Here is a 26,939-nt window from a genome sequence, read left to right on the forward strand (position 1 = left end):
GTGGTAACCTTATTTATTAAAGAATTTATAATAATTTTAAACCTATTGAATCTTTTTGATTCAATACTCTTAAAAATGAATAAACCCGTATAAGTCATGTTATATTTTCAACAGAATGCTCGAACATATGGAGAGGCAATCGCCCTATTATCTGGTTCTAAAGCATATTCTTATTCCACACTAATAGATCAAGCAGAAAATATTGCAGGGATTTTGTTGGAAAATCAAGCTGACCTGCATCAATCTCCTGTGGCTTATATGGTGGAGCCTGGATTTGCCTATGTTTCTGCTCAGTGGGGAATATGGTTAGCAGGAGGAATTGCGGTACCTGTAGCCTTAGCCCACCCTTTGGATTCCATCAAATACATCCTTCAAGATACGGGAGCCAAGACTTTTATTTGTTCAGCTAGTTTTACTTCCTTGCTCTCAGACTTTTGTCGAGAGGCGGGTGTCCGATTGATTGTTTGGGAAGATAAGCCCGAATCACGTCAAGTTTCATTACCCGAAGTGCCGATAGATCGAGGAGCTATGATATTGTATACCAGTGGTACCACCAGTCTTCCCAAGGGAGTGTTGAGTACTCACCACGGTATAGAAAGTCAGATTAAATCCTTGGTAGAAGCATGGAAATACACGACCAATGACCATACACTCTGTGTCTTACCTTTGCACCATATTCACGGTATTATCAATGTAATTTCAGCCACATTGTATGTAGGTGGAAAAGTAGAATTTTTGCCCCAGTTCTCTCCGGAGGAAATTTTCACCCGATTTAAACAAGGTGCATTGAATGTATTCATGGCCGTTCCAACCATCTATTTTAAGTTAATTGCATATTTGGAATCATTAACGGAATCAGAAAGAAAAGAGCTAAAAACGTGCATGCAAGCTTTCCGATTAATGATATCTGGTTCAGCAGCTTTACCGGTTTCCGTGATGGAAAAATGGGAAATTTTAAGTGGACAGCGCTTATTAGAAAGGTATGGTATGACAGAAATAGGCATGGCCATCAGTAATCCTTATGAGGGGGAACGTCGGGCGGGGCATGTAGGTATGCCATTGCCCAATGTGCAAGTTCGGTTGGTGGATGAAGAAAATAGAGTCGTGGAAGGTCAGCCAGGGGAAATACAAATTAAAGGCCCAACGGTCTTTAAGGAATATTGGGGAAAAGAAAAAGCGACGCAAGAAGCATTTACCGAAGATGGCTGGTTTAAAACTGGAGATGTGGCTGAACTAGCGGATGGGTACTATCGAATCTTGGGTAGAAACTCTACGGATATTATTAAATCGGGAGGATATAAATTATCCGCATTGGAAATAGAAGAAGTGTTAAGAACACATCCATCAGTAGAGGATTGCTCCGTAGTAGGTTTGCCAGATGAGGAATGGGGAGAGATTGTAGCAGCAGTAGTTGTGATGAAATCTGATATTAGTTCAGACGCATTGAATACTTTTATGCGGAGTAAAATGCCTGCATACCGTGTACCAAGAAAGTATTTATTTCTATCTGAATTGCCTCGAAATGCGATGGGTAAAGTGACTAAAAACGATTTGAAAGTATTGTTTACATAAGTGCTTTTAGTGCTAAATAAAAGACACTGGGACAAAGCAAGCAACCTAAACCCGAATAGAAAGTGGCGGTTAATGCTCCATAGGGTACAAGTTTTTGGTCTGTGGCGGCTAAACCTGCTGCCACTCCACTAGTGGTTCCCATGAGTCCTCCAAAAACCATAGCTGCATGTGGATTGTCTAATTTAATTTTAGTCGCGACCAAGGGAGTAAACACAGTTACTACAATGGCTTTGACGACTCCTGTAGCCACACTTAACGCGATTACATCTGAACTAGCTCCTAAAGCTGAACCCGTTACAGGACCTACAATGAACGTTAAAGTTCCTGCCCCAATCGTGGCAAGACTTTCGGCATCCTGATATCCAAAGGCCAATCCTACACAAATCCCTACAACAAACGAAACTACCAAACCCAATGCCAAGGAAATGATACCAGCTTTCCCGGCTTGTATCATGACAGGAAAGCTTACACCTAAAGCTGTGGATACGATGCAGAAATCTCGAAACATGGAACCACCAACTAGTTTAAAGCCACTAAATAGAGGCAAATCTGCAATTCCTTTTTCTCCCCCGGTAATCATGCCTCCATAGTAAGCCAATAGTAATCCCAATAAAATGGCAATCGCAGATCCAGGTATTTTTTTATGTAAAAGTCTAGTTGAAATTTGTTCGGCTATCAACATGATGATAGCTATGATGAGAAAACTAGTAATCATACCATTTTTCTCAAAAAAAGAAATGACATTCATGAATGGGTGGTGGTTTTAATGCTCGAAATAAGAGGGACTAATGCGAAGCCAATGATGACAATCAGAGTGCCAGCTACAATGGGTAGTATTCCATTGTTAAAAGCGAGTAAAGCATTTTGACTAGCCGACATAGCCACGATAACAGGAATATACATATTGCTCCAAAATCCGATTCCATCGTCAAATTGGGCTTTGACCCATTGTTTTTTCTGAAAATAGTTATGTAAAAGAACCAGCAATAGCATAGCAAATCCCACCCCGCCTACATTGGCTTGAACGCCAATCATTTCACCTAAAACATCACCGAATAATTGACCAGCTAAATAGCTAAAAGCGAGTAAACCTAATCCATAAATGAGCATATAATCGAGGGCTAAAAAACGAATATAAGAAATTCCTTGTTGACCGTAAACTAAATACTCAGGCTTATTTAAATTGTTGTAGCCATTTTATAGCATCTTGATCATTATTGAAACTTTTCATTGGAATAGGTGGCCTTTGAAATTGAAAGACCATTTTCATGATTAACTGGGCCAGTCCAGGTTCTGAAACCATGGCCATGGCTGAATAAATATGTGGTAATTGTTCTTTGGAATAGACTCTTGTTGCTTTATCTGGCACGGGCGAATTACTTAAATAAATGAGCAAAGGCATTTTAATATTTTGGGTAAATTCTTTGACTAAAGCCACGTTTTCTGAAATATTTTCTACTGTTCTTTTCATGGGCTTTGAAAGAGAAAATAAAATTCCATCTTCTATCCAATAGTCCGCAATTTTTCCTGATACAATTTTTTTATGGGTGGGTAGAGTTACCATAAGGATAAGTTATTTATCCAAAATAAAGTGATTTTTTGGATTCATTAGGCTTTTTGAGCTGACATGCTGGCTAAATATTCTTTTGGCAATAATCCTGTCCTTTTTTTAACTGCCGTGATGAAGGAAGTTCTAGAACCAAATCCTAACGATGTTCCAATGTATTCGATGGAGTATTTGTCAAAATTCTCATCATTTTCTCTCATCGTAGAGATGTATTGAATGCGTGCATCATTGATAAACTCATTAAAGTTTTTATCAAACTCCTGGTTGATTACGGCAGAAACTAAATACGCTGGCACATTGATTTCTCTTGATAAATCTGAAAGGCAATAACCTATGGTAGTGAAAGGATGATTTTGAAGGAAATGATTTTCTATAGATGTCAAAATGTTTTTTCCATTATGGTAAGAGATGTAACTAACATCGTCTTCTGATTCCTCATCTACTGGAGTGCTGTTTGAAGTGCTATTCTCAATGGACCTAATGGGTTCATTTAATTGTATCCAACCAATCATCCCATATAGAATTTTGGGTTGAGCAAATAAATAGGCGCAAATGAGGATAATTTCTAGAGCCACACTAAATACGATTAGACGAGCCATAAAATATCCAGAAAAGACTTGAATAAAAGTGAAAATGAATACGATAATTGTTCCTGAAAACAATAAGGTAATAGCTACCCAAAGGAATTGATAAATCTGCTTATTTCTTTCGATTTGAAGACCTTGTGTATAAATTTTTTTGTGCCAATTAATCAATAAATAAAATGCAGCAATAATACTAACCAGTAAGACCGTTACTCGATAAATCGCAATCCAACCGGGTGGGAATAGCCCTTCTGGTTCATTGACAAATTCAATTCTATTTTCAATCGCTCTCTTAACTAAAATTAGTTTTTCCTGAACTGGAAGTAGATCGTAGGAAAGTCGGTGAATTTGGTAACTGAGTGCGGGGATGAATAACAGTAAATCTTTTTTAAAGAGGCGATAAGATTGATTCAGGACTGTACGTATATACAGATAGGTTAGTGGGCCAATGCAGAATGTAACCCAATTAAATATTTTGAAATAATACGGGTATTGTAAATAAAAGTCGGTCAAGGCCAAACTGTTTCCAGAAGCAGTTATAACCATGCTAAGTAGAATTCCTGCTAGCAATTTGGAACCTAATGTGGAAATACTTTGTCCAAACAGCAGTATCATGCTGACAATAAAGCCAATCGAAGAGGCTATTAGAATAAAAATAAAGAAAAGCGACTCAGTCATTTGGAGAAATAATGGCAGAATCAAATTTCTGTTTAATTATTCTTAGATTCAGGTGTAAAGCAATATTTTAAGTCTATATTTTAGATGATTGGATATATTTAATTTTGAGAACAAGGCTATTTGCCTACAGTAAAATTTACTGAAAAACAAGTTTAAACATTTTAAATTTTGTCATTTTTGCAGCCATATTGTTGGTGTAAATAGACTTCAATTTGTTCAAAATCCTCAAAACTGAACAGTGTCTATTTTTAGTCTAATGGAATTTAAAGCAAATTTGTATCCCTAATTCAAGAAGGAAGTATACCCCTGACATAAATTTTGTATTACACTAAATCAACAAACTAGTATTAAAAGGCTGATGTTAACATATCAGACCTTTGCAAAGAGCATATTATAATTTATAGAACACAGGTTTGGAAATCCTTTGGCTGATAGCTAAAGGGTTTTTGGTTTATGGAGATGGATATTTATTTCCGAAATGCCTTAGTTCAGATATACTTGCTGATAAAAGAAGTTCAAACTAGCGGCATCTGGAATTTTACTTTTTTCAACACGTTTATCTAGTCGAATGATTTCTAATGTTTTGGCATGAAATGCAGGCCAAATTGGCAATCCCTTCGCATTGGGGTTACCTAATTTAGCGAAGTTCACCCAGTAGGAAGACATGGTATTGGCAAGTGCTAAATCTTCTTTTTCCCAAGGACGATTGACCAAATGCAAAGTATTTAAGGCATATGGAACTTCCCCAGTATGAAAGGCTTTGAATTTTTTGTATTCTCCATCAGCAGGTACTACTCGTGTAAATCGATACACATATACGGGATGGCCTTGATCACTATGCAAATTGGCCAGTATAAAATTAGGAGCCCCAAAAACCAAGTCTCGAGAAAGTCTATTTTGAGAATTGACTGCAATGGAATCATGGTCAGCTGGGTAGAATTTTAGTAATTCAGCAGCATATTTTCCATACTGTTTTTCAATATCCACTTTAAATGCTTCTGCCTTTTTGTAAGGCCCCATGACTAGACCTTCATCTTCATTCCATCCGGTTAGTAAATGGACTTGATTTTGTTTCTTCTCATTAAATATCCGTTCGATGCTTTCGGGCATAAAATATCCATCTACAATAACTCCACTTCTACTAGAAACTTTTTTACGTAATTCTTCAGTAGGCATCGCCCTCATTTGATCTAGGGTTTGCAAACCGATTGTTTCCATGGCTTTTTTCCCTTGTTCCTCTGATTCTTTTAGACCTACTAATGCTTGCTTCGATACCAAAGGATTTCTAGGTAATAAGCTCGCCCCACTTTCCGCTATGGCTTTATGAAAGAGACCTTTGGCTAAAGGAGATGCTATCAAACTAACTACCGCCATAGAACCAGCTGATTGTCCAGCAATGGTGACATTAGCAGGATCACCCCCAAATTGAGCAATATTGTTTTTTACCCATTGTAATGCTGCGATTTGATCTAATAATCCATAATTGCCTGAAGCTAGATTGGGAGATTCTTTGCTTAAATCAGGATGTGCGAAAAACCCAAAAATACCCACACGGTAGTTGATGCTCACATATACCACACCTTTGGCAGCTAATTTTTCCCCATCATAAATAGGAACAGAACCTCCCCCTGATGAAAAACCACCACCGTGTATCCATACTATCACAGGTTTTTTATCACTGGTTTTTTGGGCATCGGTCCACACATTGAGGTATAGGCAATCTTCACTAATAGGCTCTTTAGGAATTAAAAACTCTTCTGACCACATATAAAAGGGTGCTGGCGGCGCCTGAATGGCACTGGGGCCAAAAGCAAGACATGATTTTACGCCTTCCCAAGCCTTGACAGGAGCTGGAGCTTTCCAGCGTAAATTGCCTACAGGTGGAGCTGCAAAAGGAATTCCTTTAAAAGATTTAATTCCACTTTTTTCTGATTTCCCCTGAATGTAACCTGATGTTAATTTGATGGTTAAACCCACAGGTTCACTAGCAAATAGGGAGGGAATTCCAATGAAATATAGAAGGAGGAAAATGAAAGAAAGTAGAAGAGGTTTTTTCATGTTAAAGGTTGGTATGGTGGTTTAATGTAATTGATTCTCTAATTGTTTGGCTAAATGAGAATTTCCCCATTTCGCAACTTCATGCATTAATGGCAGAAGACTTTGTCCTGCTGTTGTTAATTTATATTCCACCCGAGGAGGCAACTCTTGAAATTCCGTTCTCTCAATTAATGTTAAAGCTTCCAATTCTTTTAGTTCATTGGATAAGACCTTATTGGAAATTGCTGGCATGAGTTGGTTGAGTTTTCCGAAACGAAGCGACTTATCACCCAGGCAATTGATGATGATGGGTTTCCATTTTCCCCCAATGATGGACATGGTCCGAGTAACTGGGCATTGATAAGGGTTGTCGATAAAACGCATAGAAAATTTCTAGTTACTAAAAGGTTACTACTATTCACTTTTTTTGTTACTAAAGTATACTAATGGAAGTAAATTTGTTGAAATATTTATCCAATAGCAATGCTCAAAATGAAAAATAGGCTACTTTTTTTTGTTCTTTTATTCCTCCCATTTTTGTCCCCTGCACAAACTGGGAGTATTGAAGTAAGTTCAGGGGGATTTTCCTTTATTCCTGCCTTTACTTCTTGAGAACCTAATCTTATTCTTAATGCTGGTACTAATCCCCAAAAGCGGTTGTCTGCGCACATCATGTACATGGTTCGATTGAAGAGTATTACCCCTACGGGAATTGTCTTGATTTCAAGATATAAATTGATTAATCAGAAATTTAAAGCAATAGTAGGTTTACATTTGCCAGCTATGCAAGTGTCTGAAAACTATCAAGTTACTAGTATTTTTGGACAAGAATTGACCTTGTCTTACCCTATTGCAAATAACGTTTTGCTTGGAGCCTTTTTTTTACATGGAAAGGGGAGAAACAATGATTTTAAAGCAACCTTTTCTTCCATTCATGCGAATTACCAAAAGAATAAGTGGAATTTTTTAACACAAATGTATTATTTAGATTTAGGGGATTTGACAGGAGTCGCTGAAACGATTTCATATGACATTAATACTCATTTTCAAGCAAAGGCTTTTGTCAATTTTACACCTAAAGACCAGTTTTTTATAAGTACAGTCGGTTTAAAATATACTTTATAGGGGGGTAAATTAGATTGAAATACAAAATAAGTAAGCCCATATAAGTATCCCCTTCGGCATTTACATACATTAATAATGATATCTAAAAAGACCTATAAATTATCAATAAAAGGTTGACTGTAATGACGTTTTCCTGTGGCCTTATACAAGGCATTAGCTAATGCAGCAAAGACAGGTGGATAAGCGGGTTCTCCCATACCGCTAGGATCTATTTCATTGTTCACAAAATGAATATTCATGGCTTTGGGGGCCTCATTCATGCGTATCATGCGGTAGGTATCAAAGTTTTTATGCTGAGGTACGCCTTGTTCCATGGTCATTTTCCCAAATAGCGCTGTCCCAATTCCATCCACTACGCCTCCTTCTACCATATTTCTGGCTCCAGTAGGGTTAATAACAATGCCACAATCGATAGCAGAATGAACTTTCTGTATAACAGGCATTCCGTCTTTCATTTCTAACTCAATGACATTCGCAGCATAGGAGTCATGGCAGAAATAAGCTGAAACGCCTACTTTTTTCGTGGATTTTATGTTTTTCCAGTTTGATTTTTCTTTTACCAATTTCAATACTCCAGCATATCTTTCTGGTTCGTATTCATTGTTTTTACCAACGGGTTTTTCCGATGCTCGCTGGAGTAATTCCAAACGAAAATCGATGGGATCTTTTCCCGCAAGTTCGGCAACTTCATCCAAAAAGGATTGCTCTGCGGCCGCCATAAAATTGGAGCGAGGAGCTCGGAATGAACCCACTGTAATGTTAGAATCAATGGTCCACTCTTCTGCCAAATAGTGATCTACGGCACCAGCAGGAAAGCGATTGGGATACAATGGAGATTCAGGAATTCCACCTGCTTTCACATGGAATGCAATCAGGTTATTTTGAGCATCTAAACCGGCCTTATAAGTAGCAGAATAGGTTGATCGATAAACACCGGAAGTCATGTCGTCTTCTCGGGTATATTGTAATTTAACGGGTGCTTGTACTTTTTGAGAAATCAATGCGGCTTCAATCATCCAATGGGCATAAGAACGTTTGCCAAATCCACCACCAAGGCGAGTCATTTGAATATTGATTTTATCCAAAGGAAGACCTAGTCTAGCCGAGAGCGACTGCTCCGTTAATTCAGGTTTTTGAAGTGGGCCAGATAAATTCGCAGAGTCAGCTTTGACATCTGCAAAAAAGTTCATGGGCTCCATGCAATTATGAGCTAAATAAGGTCCATAATAGGTTTTTTCTATGATTTTTGCTGCCTGTTTAAAGGCAGCCTCTACATCTCCATCTTTGCGCCTTACCGTGGCATTTTGATTTTTTTTAGCCGACATTTGGGCCAAATGCTGGCTGGTATTTTCTAATCCAGCTGGAATGTTTTCGACCGTTTTTCGGCCTAGCATGTTTCTGTTTTGGGAATAGCTTTTAATCTCCTGCCATTCTACTTGCAAGGCTTTTTTGGCTTGCATCACTTCCCAAGTAGAATTACCTACAATAGCCACCACCTGGTTGAAACTAATGGTATCAAAAAAGGATTTTTCATAGCCCTCCTTAAATACCTGAATGGGAAATATATCCTTAATGCCAGGCATTTTACGGGCCTCGGAATCGTTGATTGATTTTAGTTCCAAACCAAATGCGGGAGGATGAACAATCATAGCATACAGCATACCTTTTACTTGGGTATCAATTCCATACAAAGGCTTACCTGTGACGATCTTCTTTAAGTCAACATTTCGTTTGGATTTCCCTATAATTGAAAAATCTTTTACTGCTTTTTGTGGGGTATTTTTGGGAACAGTGATCTGAGCGGCTAAACTTGCCATTTCACCATATTTGGCGGATTTTCCACTTTTTTTATGATGTAAAATGCCAAGAGAAGTACTTATTTCTTCCAAGGGAACTTGCCATTGTTTGGCAGCGGCTTCCATCAACATCCTACGGGCCGTAGCACCTGCTTGTCGGAGGGGCATCCACCCTTGATGAATAGCTTGGCTCCCCCCAATGTATTGTCGAGTAAAATGTTTGGTATCTAAATCTGCTTGTATCACTTGTACCTGCTTCCAATCCACATCCAATTCCTCCGCTACAATCATGGGCATGGATGTTTTTACTCCTTGTCCACCTTCGGGGTTTGGCGACATGATTTGAATGATGTTGTCTGAGGTAATTTTAACAAAACCGTTTATTTCATGTAGCGTTCCTGAAGCAGCTTTCGAGGTATTTTCGGAGGAGGCAAAACTGGAGAAATAGCTAAAACTTAACATGAACCCACCACCACTTAAAGCGGCAGATTGTATAAAGGATCTACGGTTTAGTTTTTTCATGATAATAGTTGGGTAAATTCTTAAGAATCCGAGGTAATGTAATCTTGTGATTAACGCTTAATTCAACCCTTTATTTTTAAGAAATGTATATAAAAGCTCTGCTATTTCTACATTGTTTAAATCAGAAAAAGGGAATAATTACTTAATTAGGGTTATTTAGTTTGGTGAAGGAAAGAGATCCTAATTTCCAAGTACCATTTTGTTTTACATATACTTCAGTAACTTCAAAAGGATTAGTCACTTCATTTCCACCAACCACAGCCAACAAAGTAATTCGATTCAATAAAATGGCGGTGGAATCAATGATATTCACGGAAACGGAATGAATATCTGCTTTTTTATAATGAATCATACCTCCTTTAATGATGTTTATTTCTCTGTCCTTTCCCCAACTTCCGCCCATGTGGACAAAAACGGCTTTTTCGTGGAAAAGTAGACTCAATTTATCGGCATCTTTATCCGCCATCCATTGCCATTTATCTTTGGATAGTTGAATAATCTCTTGGTCAGCAGTTGAAGTTTGTGCCAACATTCCTATACTAGCACTTAGGATGAAAAGGAAAGAAAATAAGGTATTTTTCATGTTAGTTGATTTGAAATTAATGTGTATATCACAAGATTAATGCTTGATTTGGTGGGTATCACGTACACTACTAAATGATAAGGCTAGTAATTTCCAATCCTTATCTTGCTTCTGAAATACTTCAGTTACGGTAAACTCTGTTGTTACATCATTTCCTCTAACATTTGCAACTAGGGTAATTCTACTCCAAACAATAGCGGTATTTCCAGAAACTTCTACAGCAGTATCATGTACTTTAGCTTCTTTGTACCAAATGCTACCCGTTTTAATTATTTCTAATTCTTCAGCCTTTTTCCATGTACCGCTCATGTGCAAAAACTTCGATTTGTCGTCAAAAAGGTTGGCTAATTTCTCCACATCTTTATCTGCCATCCATTGCCATTTATCTTTGGATAATTTGATGAGGTTTTGTTCTTCACTGCTTTGTTGGGCTATACCCATTTGAACGAATAATAAAGCAAATACGAAAGTTAGGATAGTCGATTTCATGTTAAGAATGAGTAATTCGTTGGAATATATATTTTAAACAAATGTCCTATTATTATTTTTCACACAAGTATATAAACTACTGAATTTTCTACCATTTTTACTCATTCCTTTACTAAGTGGAATCAGCTATAAGTGAAATAGTTACATTTGAGCCAAATTTGAAAATTATGGAAAAAGTAATTGAACTTAACCAAATTAGCGAGTACAACGCAGCTAATAATCATACCACACTTCACCCATTAGTGAGCGTTATTGATTTTTCTAAGGCGGATCTTCGTGATTGGGGTCAGTCTGTAACTCGTGTCAAATTTCAGTACGGCTTGTATTGTATTTATTTGAAGGATGTCAAATGTGGGGATATCGTGTACGGGCGCCATTCCTATGATTACCAAGCAGGGACTTTAGTGTTTTTTGCGCCAGGTCAAGTATCTGAATTAGAGGTGCCAGCTGAACCTTATCAGCCTAAAGGTCATGGGCTAATTTTTCATCCCGATTTGATTCATGGGACTGATTTAGCCAAAGCGCTGCCTTTGTATCATTTCTTTAGTTATAAATCCAATGAAGCATTGCACATTTCGGATGCGGAAAGACAAGTGGTCTTGGATTGTCTATCCAAGATTGAATTTGAACTAAATCAAACGGTAGATAAGCACAGCAAGAAATTGATTACGGCTAATATTGAGCTGTTCTTGAATTATTGCGAACGATTTTATGACCGTCAATTTATTTCAAGAGAACATGTCAATCAAGGTATTTTGGCCAAGTTTGAAGAGTTGTTAAATATGTATTTTTTGTCGGAGAAACCTCAAAATTTGGGATTACCTTCCGTAGCTTATTTTGCGGATCAATTACACCTATCTCCCAATTATTTCGGTGATTTAATTAAAAAAGAAACGGGAAAATCCGTCAAGGAAATGATTCAAAATAAATTAATTGATGTGGCTAAAGAGCGCATTTTTGACGGAGCAAAATCCATCAATGAAATAGCGCATGATTTAGGGTTTAAATATCCACAGCATTTTACTCGGGTTTTTAAACAGCATGTTGGCAATACCCCTTTGCAGTTTCGTCACTTGAACTAAGTATATTTTATGCAGTATGTAGAATTAAATAATGGAGTAAAAATACCCATTTTGGGTTTTGGTGTATTTCAAATCGCCGATGCACTCGCTTGTGAAAAAAGTGTTAGCGAAGCCTTGGATTTGGGTTATCGTTCCATTGATACTGCTGCATCTTATGGAAATGAAGCAGCGGTGGGTTTGGCCATTAAATCTTCTGGAGTGGCCCGTCAAGACCTTTTTATCACCACCAAACTTTGGATTCAAGGTAATGGATATGAGGGCACTTTGGCAGCCTTTGAAAAATCCATGCAAAAACTGCAGCTTGATTACCTCGATTTATACCTTATACATCAGCCTTATGGGGATGTTTTCGGAGAATGGCGTGCCATGGAAAAGTTGTACCAGGAAGGTCGAATTCGTGCCATTGGTGTTAGCAATTTTCAGCCTGACCGTATTGTAGATTTACTGAATCATACAGAAGTGATTCCGGCCATCAATCAGGTTGAAACTCATCCTTTTCAGCAGCAAATTTCGAACCAACAATTTCTCCAAGAGCATCAGATTCAAATAGAATCTTGGGGACCTTTTGCTGAAGGTAAAAATGGGATGTTTGAAAATCCTTTGTTGGCATCCATTGCTCAAGCTCATGGGAAATCCATTGCCCAGATTATTTTGCGCTGGCTGATTCAGCGAGGAGTAGTCGTTATTCCAAAAACCGTTAACCGAAATCGCATGGAAGAGAATTTCCACGTTTTTGATTTTAGCTTAAAGGAAGCTGAGATGGATTTGATTCAGTCTTTAGATACGAACGTAAGTAGCTTTTTTGACCACCGTGATCCGGCCATGGTTAAATGGCTAGGAACGAGAAAGATAGATTAATGAAAATGTTTGATTTGTGTAATTTTTACTCTTTCCAATTGAATACATTTGTACACCTTTTTATAAATATCAAACCATGATAAAGAAATTCACTTTGCGAATTAACAAGAAACCCCACACTGTAGAGGCAGATGAAAATATGCCACTTTTATGGGTTCTTCGTGATGTATTAGATTTGAAAGGAACCAAGTATGGTTGTGGCGTGGGTTCCTGCGGTGCTTGTACCGTTCATTTAAATGGGATCGCAGTTCGGTCTTGCCAGTTACCAATTTCTGCTTTAGCTAATCAAAATATCACGACCATTGAAGGCTTGGCTGAAAAAGGAGATCATCCAGTTCAAAAGGCATGGTTGGATGTGGATGTAGCGCAGTGCGGATATTGCCAATCTGGACAAATCATGAGTGCGGCTGCTTTATTAAAAAGCAATCCTAATCCTAGCGAGGAAGATATCGACAATTTTATGTCAGGGAATATTTGCCGCTGTGGAACTTATACGCGTATTAAAAAAGCCATTCAACAAGCAGCAGCCAAGAAATAATATGAAAAAGACAGATAACACATATAGCAGACGCTCGTTCTTGAAAGTTTCTTCGCTTTCAGGGGGTGGATTTATGTTAGGAATCTCTTGGTTGGCTAGTGCTAAACCAGAAGAAAATTTGGCGGCATTGAATGTTGAACCCATTTGGCAAGAGTTGACGAGTTATATCAAAATCACGCCTGAAAATGTCATCAAGATTTTTTCTCCTAACCCAGAGTTTGGACAAAATGTTATGACTTCCATGCCCATGTTGATTGCGGAGGAATTGGACGTTGATTTCAAAAGTATTGTCGTAGAACAAGCCAGTTATAATCCAGCGCTTTTCAACCGTCAGTTTACGGGAGGAAGCCAGTCGATCCGCTCAGCTTGGAAGTTACTTCGTACAGCAGGGGCATCAGCTCGACAAATGATTTTGACGGCGGCAAGTCAGGCTTGGAATGTGCCTGTTTCTGAATTGACAACATCCAAAGGCCAAGTAAAACATGCGGCAAGTGGTAAATCAGGAACTTATGGGTCTTTCGCTACTGCGGCATCTAAATTACCTGTGCCTAAGGACATCGTGTTAAAAGCGAATAAAGGATTTAGACTTTTGGGTACTCCACAGAAAAATGTGGAAGGTCCTAAAATTGTTCATGGACAACCTTTGTTTGGCATGGACTATAAAGAGGCGGGAATGCTCATCGCTATGACCGAACGTCCACCTGCTTTTGGTATGCGTTTGAAATCCTTTGATGCTACGGTAGCCAAGAAAATGCCTGGTATAGTGGATGTATTCACTATTCAAGTATATGAGCCGACCCAAAAATTGGCCATGTTTGATACTCGTTCATTCAATGAGGTCATTGCTGTGGTGGGTAAGACTACTTGGGATGTCATGAATGCGCGTAAAAAATTGAATGTGCTTTGGGAAAATGCCCCAGATACCAAAGAGATTATGAACAACCGTGAAACGATTGTTCCTGGAGGATTGGAGAGTACCACCAAACATTATGCTGATATGCTGGCCATGGATAAAAAGCCAGGTCAAATTCAACGAAAAGATGGTGAGCCAGAGAAAGCGTTTGAAGTTGCTAAGCACGTCATTGAGCGCACCTATACCGCACCCTTTTTGGCACATAATATCATGGAGCCAACGAATACTTTTGCGCATTTTCAGGGAAACAAAGTACGGTTTGTAGCCCCTATTCAAGGCCCCGATTTCATTGCCAATACCATTGCAACACGTTTGGGCATACCTAAGGAAAATGTAGAAATCAATCTAGCTCGAATGGGTGGAGGATTTGGTCGTAGAGCGTATGGGCACTATATGGTGGAGGCCGCCTTGATTTCCAAGCAGGCTAATGCCCCTATCAAACTGGTATATAGTCGGGAAGATGATGTAAGTGGTGGTATTTATCGCCCAACGTATCAATTGACTTACCGTGCTGCATTTGATGAAAATAAGCGTTTAACAGCGATGCACATTAAAGGTGGAGGCATACCTGAATCACCATTGCATGCGAATCGTTTTCCTGCTGGAGCTTTAGATAATTACTTGGCTGAGAGTTGGTCTATTCCTTCGAATATTACGGTGGGGGCATTTCGTGCGCCGCGCTCTAACTTCAATGCGGCTGCGGAGCAGTCGTTTTTGGATGAGATTTCTGAATACATGGGTAAAGACCCAATTGCATTCCGTTTGGAATTATTACAAAGAGCTAAAGCCAATCCAGTAGGTAAAAACAATGATTACGATGCATCCCGTTATATGGGAGTATTGGAATTAGTACGGGATAAATCGGGATGGGGTAAGCCAGAAAATGCGGGTAAAAAACGCGGGGTATCTGCTTATTTCTGCCATAATTCCTATGCGGCTCAGGTCATTGATTTGCATGTGAAAGATGGACAAGTGATTGTAGATCGAGTAACTTCTGCAGTGGATTGTGGAGTAGTCGTAAACCCAGAAGGGGCTAAAAACATGGCAGAAGGTGCGGCCATTGATGGAATTGGAAATGCTTTATTTGGCAACTTAACCTTTACCGATGGACGTACTGATCAAAAGAATTTTGATACCTATCGTATGATTCGTCATAATGAAGCACCAAAGAAAATAGATGTACATTTTGTGGCCAACGAAACGGACCCAACAGGATTAGGAGAGCCACCATTTCCTCCGATTTTTGGTGCCATGGCAAACGCTATTTACCAAGCAACAGGTAAGCGTTTATATAAGCAGCCCTTTGGCAATCAGTTGTCATAATTAAAGAACAAAAATTGCAATCAGCACATCAGTAGGTGTGCTGATTTTTTTTATCTGTTGCTTTAATTGATTCTTTTAAACAAGTGATTAAAGTTGTAGTTCAAACCAACACTCCAAAGTAGATCGTCACCTGCTAAAGCAGAGCGTAGTTTTTTGCTAAACATGGTCGTTAAAGTAAATGGGCTTTTTTTCTTCGAAATAACTAAAGACCCACTAACATAAGTGCCATCGAGATCATCCATTTTCAAATAAAAGAACTGGGGAGTAATCGTGGCTTGCCAATCTTTATACCAGTTGAGGTTGGAGAAAATCGTTTTAAATGATAGAAAAGTGGTACTTTGAGTTACATCTTTCGTCAACCCAGTCGAGCCTAAATAACTAAATCCAAAGGCAATGTTTTTGTGAACAGATAAGATAGGTGTGGCTTCCCAAGCAAAGAAACGTTGTGCTTTTAAATAACTAGTATTTACTCCATTGACATTGGCTTCTTCTGAGCGGAAGACAAATGCAGGGTGAGCACCTACACTCATTTTGAAGTTCTTTTGTTGAATTGCTTTATATCTCCACCAAAGCACGAATGCCCAAGGTTTTCCATCCATAGCAAATCGTAACATGGGGTCAAAGCTCAAGCGACCTTTGCCCAAGGAAAGATCAAATAAAATGGCGGGTTTACCCAAGGAAAAGGAGGGAATTAACGATACACCATTGTTGGTGGCGGTTATTTGTCCTGCAAAAAAAGAAGGCGTTTTGGTTGAATCAGTTTGAGCGAATAAATGGTTAACACCTGCTAGGAAAACTAGCAAGAGCGTGGTTTTAAATTTCATTGGGATTAATTAAAGAGAGATACAAAGTTCCGCTTTTTTTTAATAAAATGAAATTATGGCTTGATTTTACCTCCTTTCAAGGGATATACGAGCTTAATATTCCATAAAAAAGGCTTGGATCCTTCAACCTTAGTTTCAAAGGTTTTATTTATGGTGGATTTAATGATGACGGGAAAATTTTGTAGGCTTAGACTTATTTCCGAGGTTAAATAATAACCATGATTACCATCGATATTGAGGTAATACAATTGAGGACTTATGCCCAATGTTGCTTTTTTACTCAATTGAATTTGAGAAATTTCCGTGTATAAAGTGACAAAATTTAAGGCATTTAAAGTTGCAGGATCTAAACCGTGAGACCTTAAATAATAAACACCCATGGTTAGGTGTTTGGAAAATTTGTAACGAGGAAATATTTCTAAAACTAAATAACGATCTGTTTTTTGAATTTGGATGGAATCTTTAGCATTTGGAAAGGGGATGTTTACAAAATTGAGTCCCAAATGTGTCCCAACATTCATGTTGAACTTTGATTGTTTGGGGCTCAGGTTGTAGCGAAACCAAAAAAGAGAATACCAAGGTTTGGCTTCCAAAGAAAAAGCTAATTCTGGATCAAAACTGAACCTTCCTTTAGCAATAGACATATTAAATACTGTCGCCGGTTTTTCCAAAGAAAAGGAAGGAACTATGGAAATACCATTGTTAGTAATGCTCATTGATCCCTGTATTTGGGTCGGATTAGCCTGTTGGCTTTCTTGCGAAAAAGAGCTTATTGAATGAGTTAGGAATAGACATATCAGATAAACGCCTGTATTTTTCATTTCCGTTATATTTGCTTTAAATTGTAAAATTAGCCTGTTTGAATAGCTAAAGACTTATACATTTTACCGAAATGATTACCATTTTTTAATCCTATGGAGGAAAAAATCAAGGATAAGGATATTGCCATAAGGAATTTGGATTCCGTTGATTCATTTAATGCCTACAATGAACATAGTACCTTGAACCCTTTGCTTAGTATCATTGATTTTTCAAAATCTACCCCAAAATGTCGGGAATGGATGCGTTTAGGTTTTTACTGCATCATGTTAAAAGACATACATTGTGGAGATTTGAAATATGGCATAAGTCAATATGATTACGACGCAGGGACTCTCTTATTTTTTGCCCCCAATCAGGTCTATAAAGTGGATAAAGTAGGAAGCATGTCGATGCCACAAGGGCTTTGTCTTGTGTTTGATGAAGAGTTAATTCGAGGGACGTCTTTGCAGAAGCAAATTCACCATTATTCATTCTTTTCTTATGAACATAATGAAGCTTTGCATGTGGATGAAGAAGAAAGAAATAATGTGATGGAAATACTGACTAAAATTAGTCGTGAAATTAAACCTGAATTGGATGCATTAAATAAGAAAATACTTGTTACAAACATTGAGCTATTATTGGATTATTGTAGTCGATATTATCAAAGACAATTTGTCAATAGAAAACCCATGCATCAACTGATTTCGGATAAATTTTCTGTTATGGTAAGGGAATATATAATGAATAGTAAATCAGATGGTTATGGTCTACCAACGGTCAGTTATTTTGCTGATAAATTACATGTTTCTACCAATTATTTGGGAGATATAATTAAGAAAGAAACGCATCAAACTCCCATTGAAATGATGCATCAAATCATGATTAATCTCGCGAAGGAATTATTGCATGATTTTGAGAAAAATATAAGTGAAATTTCGCATCAATTAGGCTTTACTTATGCGGCACATTTTACTCGATTTTTTAAGAATAAAATGGGAATTAGTCCGAAGGAATATCGACGAAATTTGAATCGCTAGATGTGTAGAAATAGCGTTATATTTTTTCGTCATAAATGATACTTAAATGCTTGAAAATGGCATTTAATGTAAATCGATGAATTTTAGCTTTTGGTCGCATACTCAATTGATGACCGCACCTTTCTTGTTTTTTGTCATATTTTTATCAAAATAATTCAAAAAATATGATCTCCAAACCTTTACTCATTCCTGCAGTTCTATTCTCTCTTCTTTTGTTGGGATGCGTCAAGAATCTAAATCAAGTGAATCATTACAAGCAGTTTAATCCTGTGACACCCTTAACTGCTCAATCTTTTGCCAACCCTACTTTTGCGGATTATCCTTGGGTAAGGTGGAATTTTCCACCAGAAACAGCCGATATTGCTGAATTGGAAAAGCAGCTTGTAGAACTACAAGCGGCAGGAATTGCAGGTGTAGAAATTGGTCAGGGAGGGGAACCCACCTTAAAGCAAGTTGAAGCCATATTAAAAAAGGCGAATGAAATTGGAATGAAGGTAAGCTTGAAATATAAAACCGGTGCTCCAATTCCGGGTAATTTTTCAGCTACTCATGATTATGTCCGTAAGACTTTAGCCGTAGCCGATACAATTTTATCGAGTGGTTCTGAATTTCATGATGCCCTTCCAGGGAAAGGAACTATTTTAGCCGTTCAAGCTTATAGAGTAGTTAAAATGCCAGCCAAAGGGTCTAAACTTTTGACCATTGATCATGCTTCTGGAATCAATTTAACGGGGACATTAAGTGACACGAATAAAGATGGTTTTTTTGCTGGGACCACTTCTGCAAAATTACATTGGAATGTTCCAGCAGGGAATGATTCTTGGGTTTTAATCGCTTTTAGGGTTGTTAGCGTAGACCCACAGCCTGAGGTTTTTAGTAAGGAGGGTACCCAATTACTGATACAAGGTTATGAAGCGTATTGGAATGATTCGGTTAAAAATTTGCTGAAACAAAATGGTGGTGGCGATATTTTTGTGGACTCGCATTCTATCGATGGTTTCGGGGCACCGAGTGATGTGTGGAGTAGTAATATGGCGAAGGATTTTCAATCTCAAGTGGGCTATGATCTAATTAAGCATTTACCAGCATTGATTGATTTAGGCATAGACCGAGTGTGGGGTCCACGGGGAGGAGGTTTGGATATTGATCATTATTATACGTATAGCAATCAGCAGGATGTAAAAATTCGGGCAGATTACAATCGAGTAAGAACGAATTTGTTTGTTGAAAATCGAATCAAACCATTTACCACTTGGGCGAATAGCTATAATTTGGCATTACGACTTCAACCTGAAGATGTACCTGTAGTGAATACTCCCGATCAATTGGATGTCACGTATTTTTTGAATCGTCCGGAACATGAAACCTTATCATCAGGTGATCAAATTGATGTGTACAGACCTATGGCTTCTGCCAATCACATCAGTGGGAATACGTGGTATTCAAATGAATTGGCGGCTGCTCGGTCTTTGAATTATGCACAGACTTTTCAGGATATTATTGTCCGTATGAACAAATGTTTTGCCAGCGGACAAACCAAGGGGGTATATCACGTATATCCATATACGTTCAACCCTAAATCGGTTTGGCCGGGGTATAATACGTTTGCTGAAGGGAATTTTTCCAATAGTTGGGGACCAAGAAATCCCATTTGGTTTACAGAAGCTAAAAACGTAAATCAATGGATGGCTAGAAATGAGCAAGTGTTAAAACAGGGTGTGGCTAAAATTGATGTAGCCGTATATATGCAAAACTATTCCTTCCCCGCTCCTTTTGTTGCTGGAGCAGGAAATATTCGTTTTTGGAACGACTTAAGTCTTCAAGAACAAGGCTTCACCTGGGATTATTTAAATCCAAGTTTACTCAATTTACCTCAAGTGACTGTATCTAATCAGCGCTTATTCGAAGCGGGTCCTTCCTATAAGGCATTTATTTTAAATGGTTTATTGCAAGTAGGTTCTAGCTTTAATCCAGCCAAAAATACCTTACCAGTTGCCATGGCCAAAAAGCTTTTAGATTATGCTAAAAAAGGGCTTCCTATTATCATCGTAGGGCCACTGCCAAGCAGAACTCCAGGAAATACGCCATCAGAAGATGCCGCCTTGAAAGCTACTTTGAAAGAACTATTAGATCAAAAATCGGTGCATTCCATTGCTAGTGAAAAGGAAGTACCAGGGCTTTTAAAATCTCTGGGGATATCTCCTGCAGCTGCAACAGAAAAAGCTAGTGCTATGATGTCGATGCGTCGACATGATGCAAGCAGCAATTCCGATTATTACTTTTTATACAATCAAGGAGATGACCAAATACCTCCAACGGGTTATAGTACCGAGGAAAAATATAAGGGATTATCAGGTACGCCAGGAAACATCTTTGAAGAGCCTAACACAGTTCGTATGAAAGGTCCGAATTTTGGCACCAAAATTGGATCTAATTTGAGGATGAAAGTTCGCCTAGAAGGACAAGGTCAACCGTTTATTTTGAACGCTAGTTCGGGGGAAATTAAACCAGTGGCATCTTATACTTCAGATGGTCAATCCGTATCGTTTCAGGTAAATTTGGAAACGGATGAATCTATGTTGGTTGGTATTTCTAAGAATCCTGGTCAATTTGGGATTTCTCCAAGTTCGGTATATGTGAGTCAAACGGATGCTGATGGAGTAATTCAAACGAATCAAGGAGAACTAGCCATTATGGCGAGTAAAGCAGGAAATTATACAAGCCAATTAAGTAATGGCCAATCATCAAAACTATCCATTGATCAAACCTTTGACCCTATGGATTTAACGAATGCTTCTTGGCAATTATCAGTAGAAGATTGGCAGCCTAAAAACAAATATGGGTCTGTAGGCATAGCTAGTTCAGAAACGAGTAAGTCCATCATTCAGGTTAATTTAACAGGACTAAAAGCTTGGCCTGATGTAGAGGAATTGAAAAATGTATCTGGTGTGGGCACCTATACCTATTCTCTAACTTTACCTGCCAATTGGAATAGTTCCAAACATGGAGCGACCATCAGCTTGGGTCAGGTAGTAGATGCCTTTAGTTTACAAGTGAATGGTCAAAAAGTTCCTATTGATCAAATTAGTGCAAAAGCAGATTTAGGCTCTAGTTTACAAGCAGGTGTGAATAAGATCGAAGTTCGTGTAAGTACAACGTTAAATAACCGATTATTTTCCTTGAATAAGGCTGTTGCAGACCGAGGATTGATTCAAGCTTATGGATTGCTTGGACCCGTTATTTTTCAACCGTATACCAAACAAGTTTTGAAAATCAATTAGAAGTAAAATCCTCCTGAAAGCATCATTTTCAGGAGGATTTTATATCAAGTTTTTTACCTCGCATGTTTATGCGAACCATCACAAGTCGGCATTTTTTGAGAAAGTCCACAAATGCAATCTCCTAGTCCTTTGCCAATGAGTATGCGATTTTTGTTTTTTTCTATTCGAGCTATTCGAGTAGCCTCTTGTTTTGCTTCGGCAAAATGCGTCAAATACATTCTTTGTCTACCTGGAGTTAATCTTGCAAAAGCTGTTTTTAGGGCTTCATCCTCTTCCAAGGCACGTTGAAACTCCTCCGGAACCGCATATTCCTCAATTTTTTTTAAGGTCACTTTAGCCCCTGATTTTTCTACTTCAATTGCCTCTTTAACATAGGCTTTAATTAGGGCTTCTTGGGAAATGATATCGTCTAAATGGGTAAATCGAATTTGTCGGCTTGACTGCGTATTTTCGCCCGGTTTACTAAAAACCTTAGCAGAATCTTTCAGTAAAACACCCTTAAAAAACAGGAGGGCAAAGTATTCTTTGAAACCTTGAAGGATCACTAAATTCGATTTTTCCAAAGAATAACATGGGGAGCCCCATTTCAAATCTTCTTCTAAGCCCATATCCAAAATCACACTTCTTAACAAGCTTAATTCAGCTTGCCATTTGTCTAGTTTAACGATAAAGGCATCTACTTTAGGACTCATATACGACATTTTTTTACAAAGAAATGAAATTTATCACATGTCCGATTTTGGTTTTAACTAAAAGTTCAAAAATTGTAGAACAATAGCGCATCTCTTATTTATAGGATAAGCCATGCCCAAATGGGAATAAGCCATAGTTTGGTCCTTCCATGTAGCCAGGAACATCGGATTTATTTTCTTCTACCGCTTTCATGTTAATTGGTGTGGTAAATGGCATTTTACCGCTAGGGTAAAATTTGCCTGTCACGATATCCATTAAGGCCTCTTGGGTAGTACCAAAAGTAGCTAGTATAGAGTTGGTTTTTCCTTTATCAATTTCTTCAATGACCCATGGATTGGTATAATTGATTGCCACAATCGTCGGTTTGCTATTGATTAATTCATTGACATGATTCACATCAATTCGGTTGGCGGATAATCTTAGATCAATTTTTGTGCCTTGGGAACTGAATAATCCTCCACCATTTGGAATCAACCAAACTAAAATAACATCAGCTTCATCCTTATTGGACACAAATTCTATTTCGGGATATTGAGGCTTAGCCACTTTGATGATGTCTGAATTTCTACCGGTGTTAAAATAGGTTTCAAAATACACTTTGGTCTTTTTCTTGATAGGTAAAACTTGTTGGTCATTGCGAAGTAATACAATGGATTTACGAAGGGCCAAATTGGCTAATTCTGTGGAGGTATTATTTCCAATAATTTGACTAGCTTCTTCTACCGAAACATAAGGATTTTCAAATAAGCCTAATTCGAATTTTTCTTTCAACAATTTGGTAACCGACTGATTGATTCGATCTTCTGAAACCAATCCTTTTTTTACGGTTTCCAACAAGGTGCTAGGATCTGCGGCACCAGAAAAAATATCCACTCCAGCATTCAAGGCTTTTTGATATCGTTCAGCAATACTCAATTTTTCTACTCCCCAAGGCATCATTTCAATAGGGCCTGTATCTGAATTGATGATGCCATGAAAACCTAATTTACTTTGAAGCAAATCGTTGATCATCGCTTTATTAAATGAGAAACCCACTTCTTCAAATTCTTTGCCTTTAGGGGCAGAATAGTAGGGCATGATAGCCGAAGTACCAGCTGCAATAGCCGCTTTAAATGGCTTTACATGGTAATCAAACATGCCTCCAGGATAATGGGCAAATTTACCCCAATCAAAATGGGAGTCTTGTCCGTCCAATTGAGGACCTCCTCCGGGGAAGTGTTTTGTCGTCATGGCGACGGAATTAGCCCCCAATTTTTTTCCTTGAAAACCCACAATGATTTCTTGAATCATGCGCGAGGTTAAATCAGCATCTTCTCCAAAAGTCCCTTCTACGCGTTGCCAACGAGGCTCAGTGGCTAAATCGGCCATGTACATATAGCCTTTTCTCAGCCCTACTGCGCGCCATTCCTTGGAGGCAATTTCCGCGAATTGACGTGTCAAAGTAAAATCTCTCATGGCTGCTAATCCTAATTCTCCTGGCCATTTGGAAAATGCGGTTACTCCCACACTTAATCCTACAGATGCATCGGTCGTCACATGATTTCTTGGGTTGGAAGCCACAATAGCTGGTATTCCTAGTCGCGTATCCTCACACAAGGCTTGCAGGTTGTTAGACCATTTGGCTAAGATTTCAGGCGAGGCATTGGCTCTCAAAATAAAGTGACGCAAATGAAGTTGATTTACCCCTTTAGTGGTTCCCGCTGCTGCCATATTGGGAGCTCCTAATGGTTTCCGAGTAAACATATTGGTGGTTTGAACTAAATCTTCTTCATTAAAACCATCGTTGATCGGCGTAGCCGGACCTGCTGCTGTCGCCCCTCCAAAAACATTGTCACCACCCATACGCGTGGTGCTAATTAACATGAAACCTACCTTTTCTTCCAGGGTCATTTGAGAAACCAAATCCTTGATTCTCTCTGAAATGGGTAAGCGCCAATCCTCATATCGATCCAGCTTTTTGTTCTTATTCAGGTCTTTGAAAGATTGATTTTGAATGCGAAGGATTTCAACATTTCGACTACCTAAATTAGGTTGAGCTGTTTTCTGCTGTGCTTGAATATTGGTAAAAGACAAAACAGTGAAGAGGCTAGCTATTACCTGTTTTTGGGAGAATTTGTTTGACATATGATAGGGCTATATGGTCTAAAAGGATTAATTAACTGGTTTCTAATGGCTTATTTTGTAAAATATTTAGATAATGGTTTACCCATTCATCAAATTATGGTAAGTCGGGAGAAATAATTCAAATAGGATTCCTATATTGTAGCAATTCGATACAATATAGAATTTTTGTAAAGTAAAATATCGGAAAAATACCAAACCTTACATTTTTAGCGTATGAAGAAATGGATACTAAGTATAAGTTTGCTATTGAGTAGCTTACTTGTTTTGGCTCAACCTTCCCGGCCAGCACCTACACCTAATGACACATTGAAGTCTGTAGAAGCCTTAGCTTCTGGGCAAATTGTATTTCGAATATATGCTCCAAAGGCTAGTCAAGTGATTGTTTCTGGTGATTTTTCGAAAGAATTTGGCCCTATAAATTTGACTAAAAATGAGCTAGGAGTTTGGTCATATACCACAGCGGAGGCTATCGCTCCTGATTATTATACCTATGATTTTAGCGTAGATGGGGTGAAAACCTTAGATCCTAAGAACACCTTGTTGAAGGAAGGTGAAAATGGCTATACCAATATCATGGAGATTAAAGGGAAGGAATCTGCATATGCTTCCATTCAAGATGTCCCACATGGCAATTTGGAGAAAGTCTGGTTTCAATCTAAAGTTACGGGCAAGGCCACACGTTTTCATGTGTATACGCCTCCAGGATATGAACAAATGAAAACCAAACTTCCTGTTTTGTATTTACAACATGGAGGGGGAGATAATGATGCTTCTTGGTCAACGGCCGGTCGGGCAAATTTTATCATGGATAATCTGCTGGCAGCAGGTAAATGCCAACCCATGGTGGTGGTGATGCCCATGGGACATCCGAGTTCTGGTTTTTACATGAATCCTGGGATTGAAGAAGACCCATATTACAAACAAATGTTTGAAGAAATCATGCCTTTGGTCAATGTAAAATATCATGTGATGACAGATCGTAATCATACGGCTTATGCCGGACTTTCTATGGGAGGATTGCAAGCATTGAACATGGCTATTTTTGCTCCTGAGAAGTTTGGATATGTGTTACCTTTAAGTACCGGATATTTTCCACCTCAATTGAAAATGTTGGAAGAGAAATATGTCCAGAGTTTGAAAAATCCAGAAATTAACCGACTGAAGCTTTTTTGGATTGCCATGGGAGGAGAAAGAGATATAGCCTATAAAAATGGATTAGGTGTAAATGCTGTGTTTGATAAATATGGTATCAAATACCAAACGAATACTTACGATGCCGGTCATACATTTATCACTTGGCGTCATAATTTAGTTGAATTCGCCCCATTACTTTTTAAAAATTAATCGCATGAAAAAAACAGTATTATTCGCCCTCGCTTGTGTCGTTTTTATGGCTCAAAATAGCCTAGCACAAACTGCCTCTGCCAAGCATTTACCTATCATAGATGTACACGTGCATGCCATGAAAGTCAATGCTAATTTTGCCTCGGATATGTCGCCATGGTTTTTAAGTAACATGCCAGGAACAGATCCCAATGAGCCTACTCCCAAATTTTTGAATGCAGATGGAGCTATCATGTTGAAGGCCGCCAAATCTGATCAAGAATTTCAAGATGAGTTGATGCAAACCATGAAACGCTTGAACATGACCATAGTGGCTTCAGGAGATCCTCAAGTTATTCGAAATTGGAAAAAAGCGGCAGCTCCTGATAGAGTAATTCCATCCATTGGTTTTAGTTCGGCAAGTGGTATTAGCGTGCAAGCTTTTGAAGATTCTTTGAAAACAGGTTTTTATAAAGTGGTAGGAGAAGTAGGTTTACAATACCAAGGTTTATCGCCTAGTGATCCATCAGTGGATAAGTATTTTGAAGTTGCAGAGCGATTAAATGTGCCTGTGGCTATTCACATGGGGACAGGTGGAAATGGTATGGCTAATTTGACCTCACCTAAATACCGTGCATCCATGGGGAATCCCTTATTGCTGGAGGATTTATTAGCCAGACATCCCAAGTTAAAGGTATGGGTAATGCATGCTGGTTATCCGATGATTGATGAAATGATTGCCTTGATGGGCGCCAATTCTCATGTTTATGTGGATTTGGCAGGCATGATTTGGAGCTACCCTTTGGAAGAAATACACCTGTATTTGAAAAGATTGGTGCAAGCGGGTTTTGGAAAAAGAATCATGTACGGCACAGATTTAATGGTTTGGCCTAAATTGTTAGAGACTTCCTTGGGAGTTATTGAAAATGCTAATTATTTATCATTTGATCAGAAGAGAGATATCTTTTTCAACAATGCGGTTCGCTTTTTCCGATTAGATCCTACAAAGTATCAATAGCCTACCAAATAGCTAGGTATAAAAAAAGGGCATCTTCCAAGTGAACTGCACCCAATTGTTTGGACAAAATTAAACAATTGATTTTAGATAATGAGCTCGGTATTGTACCGGGCTCATTGCATTTAAGTTCATTTTTATTCTTTCATGGTTATAATAGTTAATGTACTG

24 protein-coding genes are annotated in these 26,939 nt (G+C 38.4%); 10 read left to right on the forward strand and 14 right to left on the reverse strand.

The window, feature by feature from the left end:
- Positions 1-96 precede the first annotated feature (96 nt).
- Positions 97-1,572 (forward strand): acyl-CoA synthetase, encoded by a 1,476-nt coding sequence (locus G9H60_RS08735; protein ID WP_223143672.1) that lies wholly within the window; start codon positions 97-99, stop codon positions 1,570-1,572.
- On the opposite strand, the gene madM is transcribed toward G9H60_RS08735, so the two are convergent.
- The 6 genes from madM to G9H60_RS08765 all read right to left on the reverse strand — a co-directional run bounded on the left by madM (position 1,565) and on the right by G9H60_RS08765 (position 6,822).
- Entirely contained in the window at positions 1,565-2,320 is a 756-nt protein-coding gene (madM, locus tag G9H60_RS08740; RefSeq protein WP_223143673.1) for a malonate transporter subunit MadM, read from the reverse strand. The genes G9H60_RS08735 and madM overlap by 8 nt on opposite strands.
- Complete coding sequence (madL, locus tag G9H60_RS08745) at positions 2,317-2,682, reverse strand: malonate transporter subunit MadL (protein ID WP_223143674.1); 366 nt, start codon at positions 2,680-2,682, stop codon at positions 2,317-2,319. The genes madM and madL overlap by 4 nt, the downstream gene beginning before the upstream one ends.
- 64 nt (positions 2,683-2,746) lie before the next feature.
- Complete coding sequence (locus G9H60_RS08750; protein WP_223143675.1) at positions 2,747-3,136, reverse strand: STAS/SEC14 domain-containing protein; 390 nt, start codon at positions 3,134-3,136, stop codon at positions 2,747-2,749.
- A 44-nt stretch (positions 3,137-3,180) separates the two neighbouring features.
- Entirely contained in the window at positions 3,181-4,401 is a 1,221-nt protein-coding gene (locus G9H60_RS08755) for a helix-turn-helix domain-containing protein (protein ID WP_223143676.1), read from the reverse strand.
- Positions 4,402-4,884: 483 nt separating this feature from the next.
- A complete protein-coding gene (locus G9H60_RS08760) occupies positions 4,885-6,459 on the reverse strand; it encodes a carboxylesterase/lipase family protein (protein ID WP_223143677.1) in 1,575 nt (524 codons plus the stop codon).
- 21 nt (positions 6,460-6,480) lie between these two features.
- A complete protein-coding gene (locus tag G9H60_RS08765; protein ID WP_223143678.1) occupies positions 6,481-6,822 on the reverse strand; it encodes a winged helix-turn-helix transcriptional regulator in 342 nt (113 codons plus the stop codon).
- Positions 6,823-7,095: 273 nt separating this feature from the next.
- Between G9H60_RS08765 and G9H60_RS08770 the strand changes: the two genes are divergently transcribed.
- Complete coding sequence (locus G9H60_RS08770) at positions 7,096-7,563, forward strand: hypothetical protein (protein WP_223143679.1); 468 nt, start codon at positions 7,096-7,098, stop codon at positions 7,561-7,563.
- 92 nt (positions 7,564-7,655) lie between these two features.
- Here G9H60_RS08770 and G9H60_RS08775 read toward each other — a convergent pair whose 3' ends face one another.
- The 3 genes from G9H60_RS08775 to G9H60_RS08785 all read right to left on the reverse strand — a co-directional run bounded on the left by G9H60_RS08775 (position 7,656) and on the right by G9H60_RS08785 (position 10,953).
- Positions 7,656-9,881: a xanthine dehydrogenase family protein molybdopterin-binding subunit gene (locus G9H60_RS08775; protein ID WP_223143680.1), complete on the reverse strand. Its 2,226-nt coding sequence runs from the start codon at positions 9,879-9,881 to the stop codon at positions 7,656-7,658.
- A 142-nt stretch (positions 9,882-10,023) separates the two neighbouring features.
- Complete coding sequence (locus G9H60_RS08780; protein ID WP_223143681.1) at positions 10,024-10,464, reverse strand: nuclear transport factor 2 family protein; 441 nt, start codon at positions 10,462-10,464, stop codon at positions 10,024-10,026.
- A gap of 36 nt (positions 10,465-10,500) precedes the next feature.
- Entirely contained in the window at positions 10,501-10,953 is a 453-nt protein-coding gene (locus G9H60_RS08785) for a nuclear transport factor 2 family protein (RefSeq protein WP_223143682.1), read from the reverse strand.
- Positions 10,954-11,120: 167 nt separating this feature from the next.
- Here G9H60_RS08785 and G9H60_RS08790 point away from each other — a divergent pair, with 167 nt between their 5' ends.
- From G9H60_RS08790 to G9H60_RS08805, 4 genes are all read left to right on the forward strand, one after another.
- Entirely contained in the window at positions 11,121-12,035 is a 915-nt protein-coding gene (locus tag G9H60_RS08790; protein ID WP_223143683.1) for a helix-turn-helix domain-containing protein, read from the forward strand.
- A 9-nt stretch (positions 12,036-12,044) separates the two neighbouring features.
- Positions 12,045-12,893: an aldo/keto reductase gene (locus tag G9H60_RS08795; RefSeq protein WP_223143684.1), complete on the forward strand. Its 849-nt coding sequence runs from the start codon at positions 12,045-12,047 to the stop codon at positions 12,891-12,893.
- 76 nt (positions 12,894-12,969) lie between these two features.
- Positions 12,970-13,431 (forward strand): (2Fe-2S)-binding protein, encoded by a 462-nt coding sequence (locus tag G9H60_RS08800; RefSeq protein ID WP_223143685.1) that lies wholly within the window; start codon positions 12,970-12,972, stop codon positions 13,429-13,431.
- A 1-nt stretch (position 13,432) separates the two neighbouring features.
- Positions 13,433-15,667: a xanthine dehydrogenase family protein molybdopterin-binding subunit gene (locus G9H60_RS08805; RefSeq protein WP_223143686.1), complete on the forward strand. Its 2,235-nt coding sequence runs from the start codon at positions 13,433-13,435 to the stop codon at positions 15,665-15,667.
- A 62-nt stretch (positions 15,668-15,729) separates the two neighbouring features.
- On the opposite strand, the gene G9H60_RS08810 is transcribed toward G9H60_RS08805, so the two are convergent.
- Together G9H60_RS08810 and G9H60_RS08815 are read right to left on the reverse strand one after the other, a co-directional pair.
- Positions 15,730-16,491: a hypothetical protein gene (locus G9H60_RS08810; protein WP_223143687.1), complete on the reverse strand. Its 762-nt coding sequence runs from the start codon at positions 16,489-16,491 to the stop codon at positions 15,730-15,732.
- 53 nt (positions 16,492-16,544) lie between these two features.
- A complete protein-coding gene (locus G9H60_RS08815; RefSeq protein ID WP_223143688.1) occupies positions 16,545-17,207 on the reverse strand; it encodes a hypothetical protein in 663 nt (220 codons plus the stop codon).
- A gap of 198 nt (positions 17,208-17,405) precedes the next feature.
- On the opposite strand from G9H60_RS08815, the gene G9H60_RS08820 reads away from it, so the two are divergent.
- Positions 17,406-18,332 (forward strand): AraC family transcriptional regulator, encoded by a 927-nt coding sequence (locus tag G9H60_RS08820; RefSeq protein ID WP_223143689.1) that lies wholly within the window; start codon positions 17,406-17,408, stop codon positions 18,330-18,332.
- Between the two features lie 164 nt (positions 18,333-18,496).
- Positions 18,497-21,613 carry a glycosyl hydrolase gene (locus G9H60_RS08825; protein ID WP_223143690.1) on the forward strand — a complete coding sequence of 1,039 codons (3,117 nt, stop codon included), beginning with the start codon at positions 18,497-18,499 and terminating at the stop codon, positions 21,611-21,613.
- 53 nt (positions 21,614-21,666) lie between these two features.
- Here G9H60_RS08825 and G9H60_RS08830 read toward each other — a convergent pair whose 3' ends face one another.
- Together G9H60_RS08830 and G9H60_RS08835 are read right to left on the reverse strand one after the other, a co-directional pair.
- Complete coding sequence (locus G9H60_RS08830; RefSeq protein ID WP_223143691.1) at positions 21,667-22,305, reverse strand: DUF1801 domain-containing protein; 639 nt, start codon at positions 22,303-22,305, stop codon at positions 21,667-21,669.
- A gap of 94 nt (positions 22,306-22,399) precedes the next feature.
- Positions 22,400-24,430 carry a glycoside hydrolase family 3 protein gene (locus G9H60_RS08835; protein WP_223143692.1) on the reverse strand — a complete coding sequence of 677 codons (2,031 nt, stop codon included), beginning with the start codon at positions 24,428-24,430 and terminating at the stop codon, positions 22,400-22,402.
- Between the two features lie 213 nt (positions 24,431-24,643).
- Between G9H60_RS08835 and G9H60_RS08840 the strand changes: the two genes are divergently transcribed.
- Positions 24,644-25,774, forward strand: a complete 1,131-nt coding sequence (locus G9H60_RS08840; protein ID WP_223143693.1) for an esterase — start codon at positions 24,644-24,646, stop codon at positions 25,772-25,774.
- Positions 25,775-25,778: 4 nt separating this feature from the next.
- Positions 25,779-26,771, forward strand: coding sequence for an amidohydrolase family protein (locus tag G9H60_RS08845; RefSeq protein ID WP_223143694.1), 993 nt, complete (start codon positions 25,779-25,781; stop codon positions 26,769-26,771).
- A 69-nt stretch (positions 26,772-26,840) separates the two neighbouring features.
- Here the strand turns inward: G9H60_RS08845 and G9H60_RS08850 are convergent.
- The coding region (locus G9H60_RS08850) for an IS3 family transposase (RefSeq protein WP_223143705.1) at positions 26,841-26,939 on the reverse strand (99 nt) is incomplete at its 5' end.

The sequence above is a fragment of the Aquirufa aurantiipilula genome (assembly GCF_019923745.1).
GTDB lineage: Bacteria > Bacteroidota > Bacteroidia > Cytophagales > Spirosomataceae > Aquirufa > Aquirufa aurantiipilula.

Excerpts from the sequence above, each read along its gene's own strand:
- G9H60_RS08735 (WP_223143672.1), top strand. The coding sequence starts at position 97 with ATGTTATATTTTCAACAGAATGCTCGAACATATGGAGAGGCAATCGCC.
- madM (WP_223143673.1), bottom strand. The coding sequence starts at position 2,320 with ATGAATGTCATTTCTTTTTTTGAGAAAAATGGTATGATTACTAGTTTT.
- madL (WP_223143674.1), bottom strand. The coding sequence starts at position 2,682 with ATGCTCATTTATGGATTAGGTTTACTCGCTTTTAGCTATTTAGCTGGT.
- G9H60_RS08750 (WP_223143675.1), bottom strand. The coding sequence starts at position 3,136 with ATGGTAACTCTACCCACCCATAAAAAAATTGTATCAGGAAAAATTGCG.
- G9H60_RS08755 (WP_223143676.1), bottom strand. The coding sequence starts at position 4,401 with ATGACTGAGTCGCTTTTCTTTATTTTTATTCTAATAGCCTCTTCGATT.
- G9H60_RS08760 (WP_223143677.1), bottom strand. The coding sequence starts at position 6,459 with ATGAAAAAACCTCTTCTACTTTCTTTCATTTTCCTCCTTCTATATTTC.
- G9H60_RS08765 (WP_223143678.1), bottom strand. The coding sequence starts at position 6,822 with ATGCGTTTTATCGACAACCCTTATCAATGCCCAGTTACTCGGACCATG.
- G9H60_RS08775 (WP_223143680.1), bottom strand. The coding sequence starts at position 9,881 with ATGAAAAAACTAAACCGTAGATCCTTTATACAATCTGCCGCTTTAAGT.
- G9H60_RS08780 (WP_223143681.1), bottom strand. The coding sequence starts at position 10,464 with ATGAAAAATACCTTATTTTCTTTCCTTTTCATCCTAAGTGCTAGTATA.
- G9H60_RS08785 (WP_223143682.1), bottom strand. The coding sequence starts at position 10,953 with ATGAAATCGACTATCCTAACTTTCGTATTTGCTTTATTATTCGTTCAA.
- G9H60_RS08790 (WP_223143683.1), top strand. The coding sequence starts at position 11,121 with ATGGAAAAAGTAATTGAACTTAACCAAATTAGCGAGTACAACGCAGCT.
- G9H60_RS08795 (WP_223143684.1), top strand. The coding sequence starts at position 12,045 with ATGCAGTATGTAGAATTAAATAATGGAGTAAAAATACCCATTTTGGGT.
- G9H60_RS08800 (WP_223143685.1), top strand. The coding sequence starts at position 12,970 with ATGATAAAGAAATTCACTTTGCGAATTAACAAGAAACCCCACACTGTA.
- G9H60_RS08805 (WP_223143686.1), top strand. The coding sequence starts at position 13,433 with ATGAAAAAGACAGATAACACATATAGCAGACGCTCGTTCTTGAAAGTT.
- G9H60_RS08810 (WP_223143687.1), bottom strand. The coding sequence starts at position 16,491 with ATGAAATTTAAAACCACGCTCTTGCTAGTTTTCCTAGCAGGTGTTAAC.
- G9H60_RS08815 (WP_223143688.1), bottom strand. The coding sequence starts at position 17,207 with ATGAGCATTACTAACAATGGTATTTCCATAGTTCCTTCCTTTTCTTTG.
- G9H60_RS08820 (WP_223143689.1), top strand. The coding sequence starts at position 17,406 with ATGGAGGAAAAAATCAAGGATAAGGATATTGCCATAAGGAATTTGGAT.
- G9H60_RS08825 (WP_223143690.1), top strand. The coding sequence starts at position 18,497 with ATGATCTCCAAACCTTTACTCATTCCTGCAGTTCTATTCTCTCTTCTT.
- G9H60_RS08830 (WP_223143691.1), bottom strand. The coding sequence starts at position 22,305 with ATGAGTCCTAAAGTAGATGCCTTTATCGTTAAACTAGACAAATGGCAA.
- G9H60_RS08835 (WP_223143692.1), bottom strand. The coding sequence starts at position 24,430 with ATGTCAAACAAATTCTCCCAAAAACAGGTAATAGCTAGCCTCTTCACT.
- G9H60_RS08840 (WP_223143693.1), top strand. The coding sequence starts at position 24,644 with ATGAAGAAATGGATACTAAGTATAAGTTTGCTATTGAGTAGCTTACTT.
- G9H60_RS08845 (WP_223143694.1), top strand. The coding sequence starts at position 25,779 with ATGAAAAAAACAGTATTATTCGCCCTCGCTTGTGTCGTTTTTATGGCT.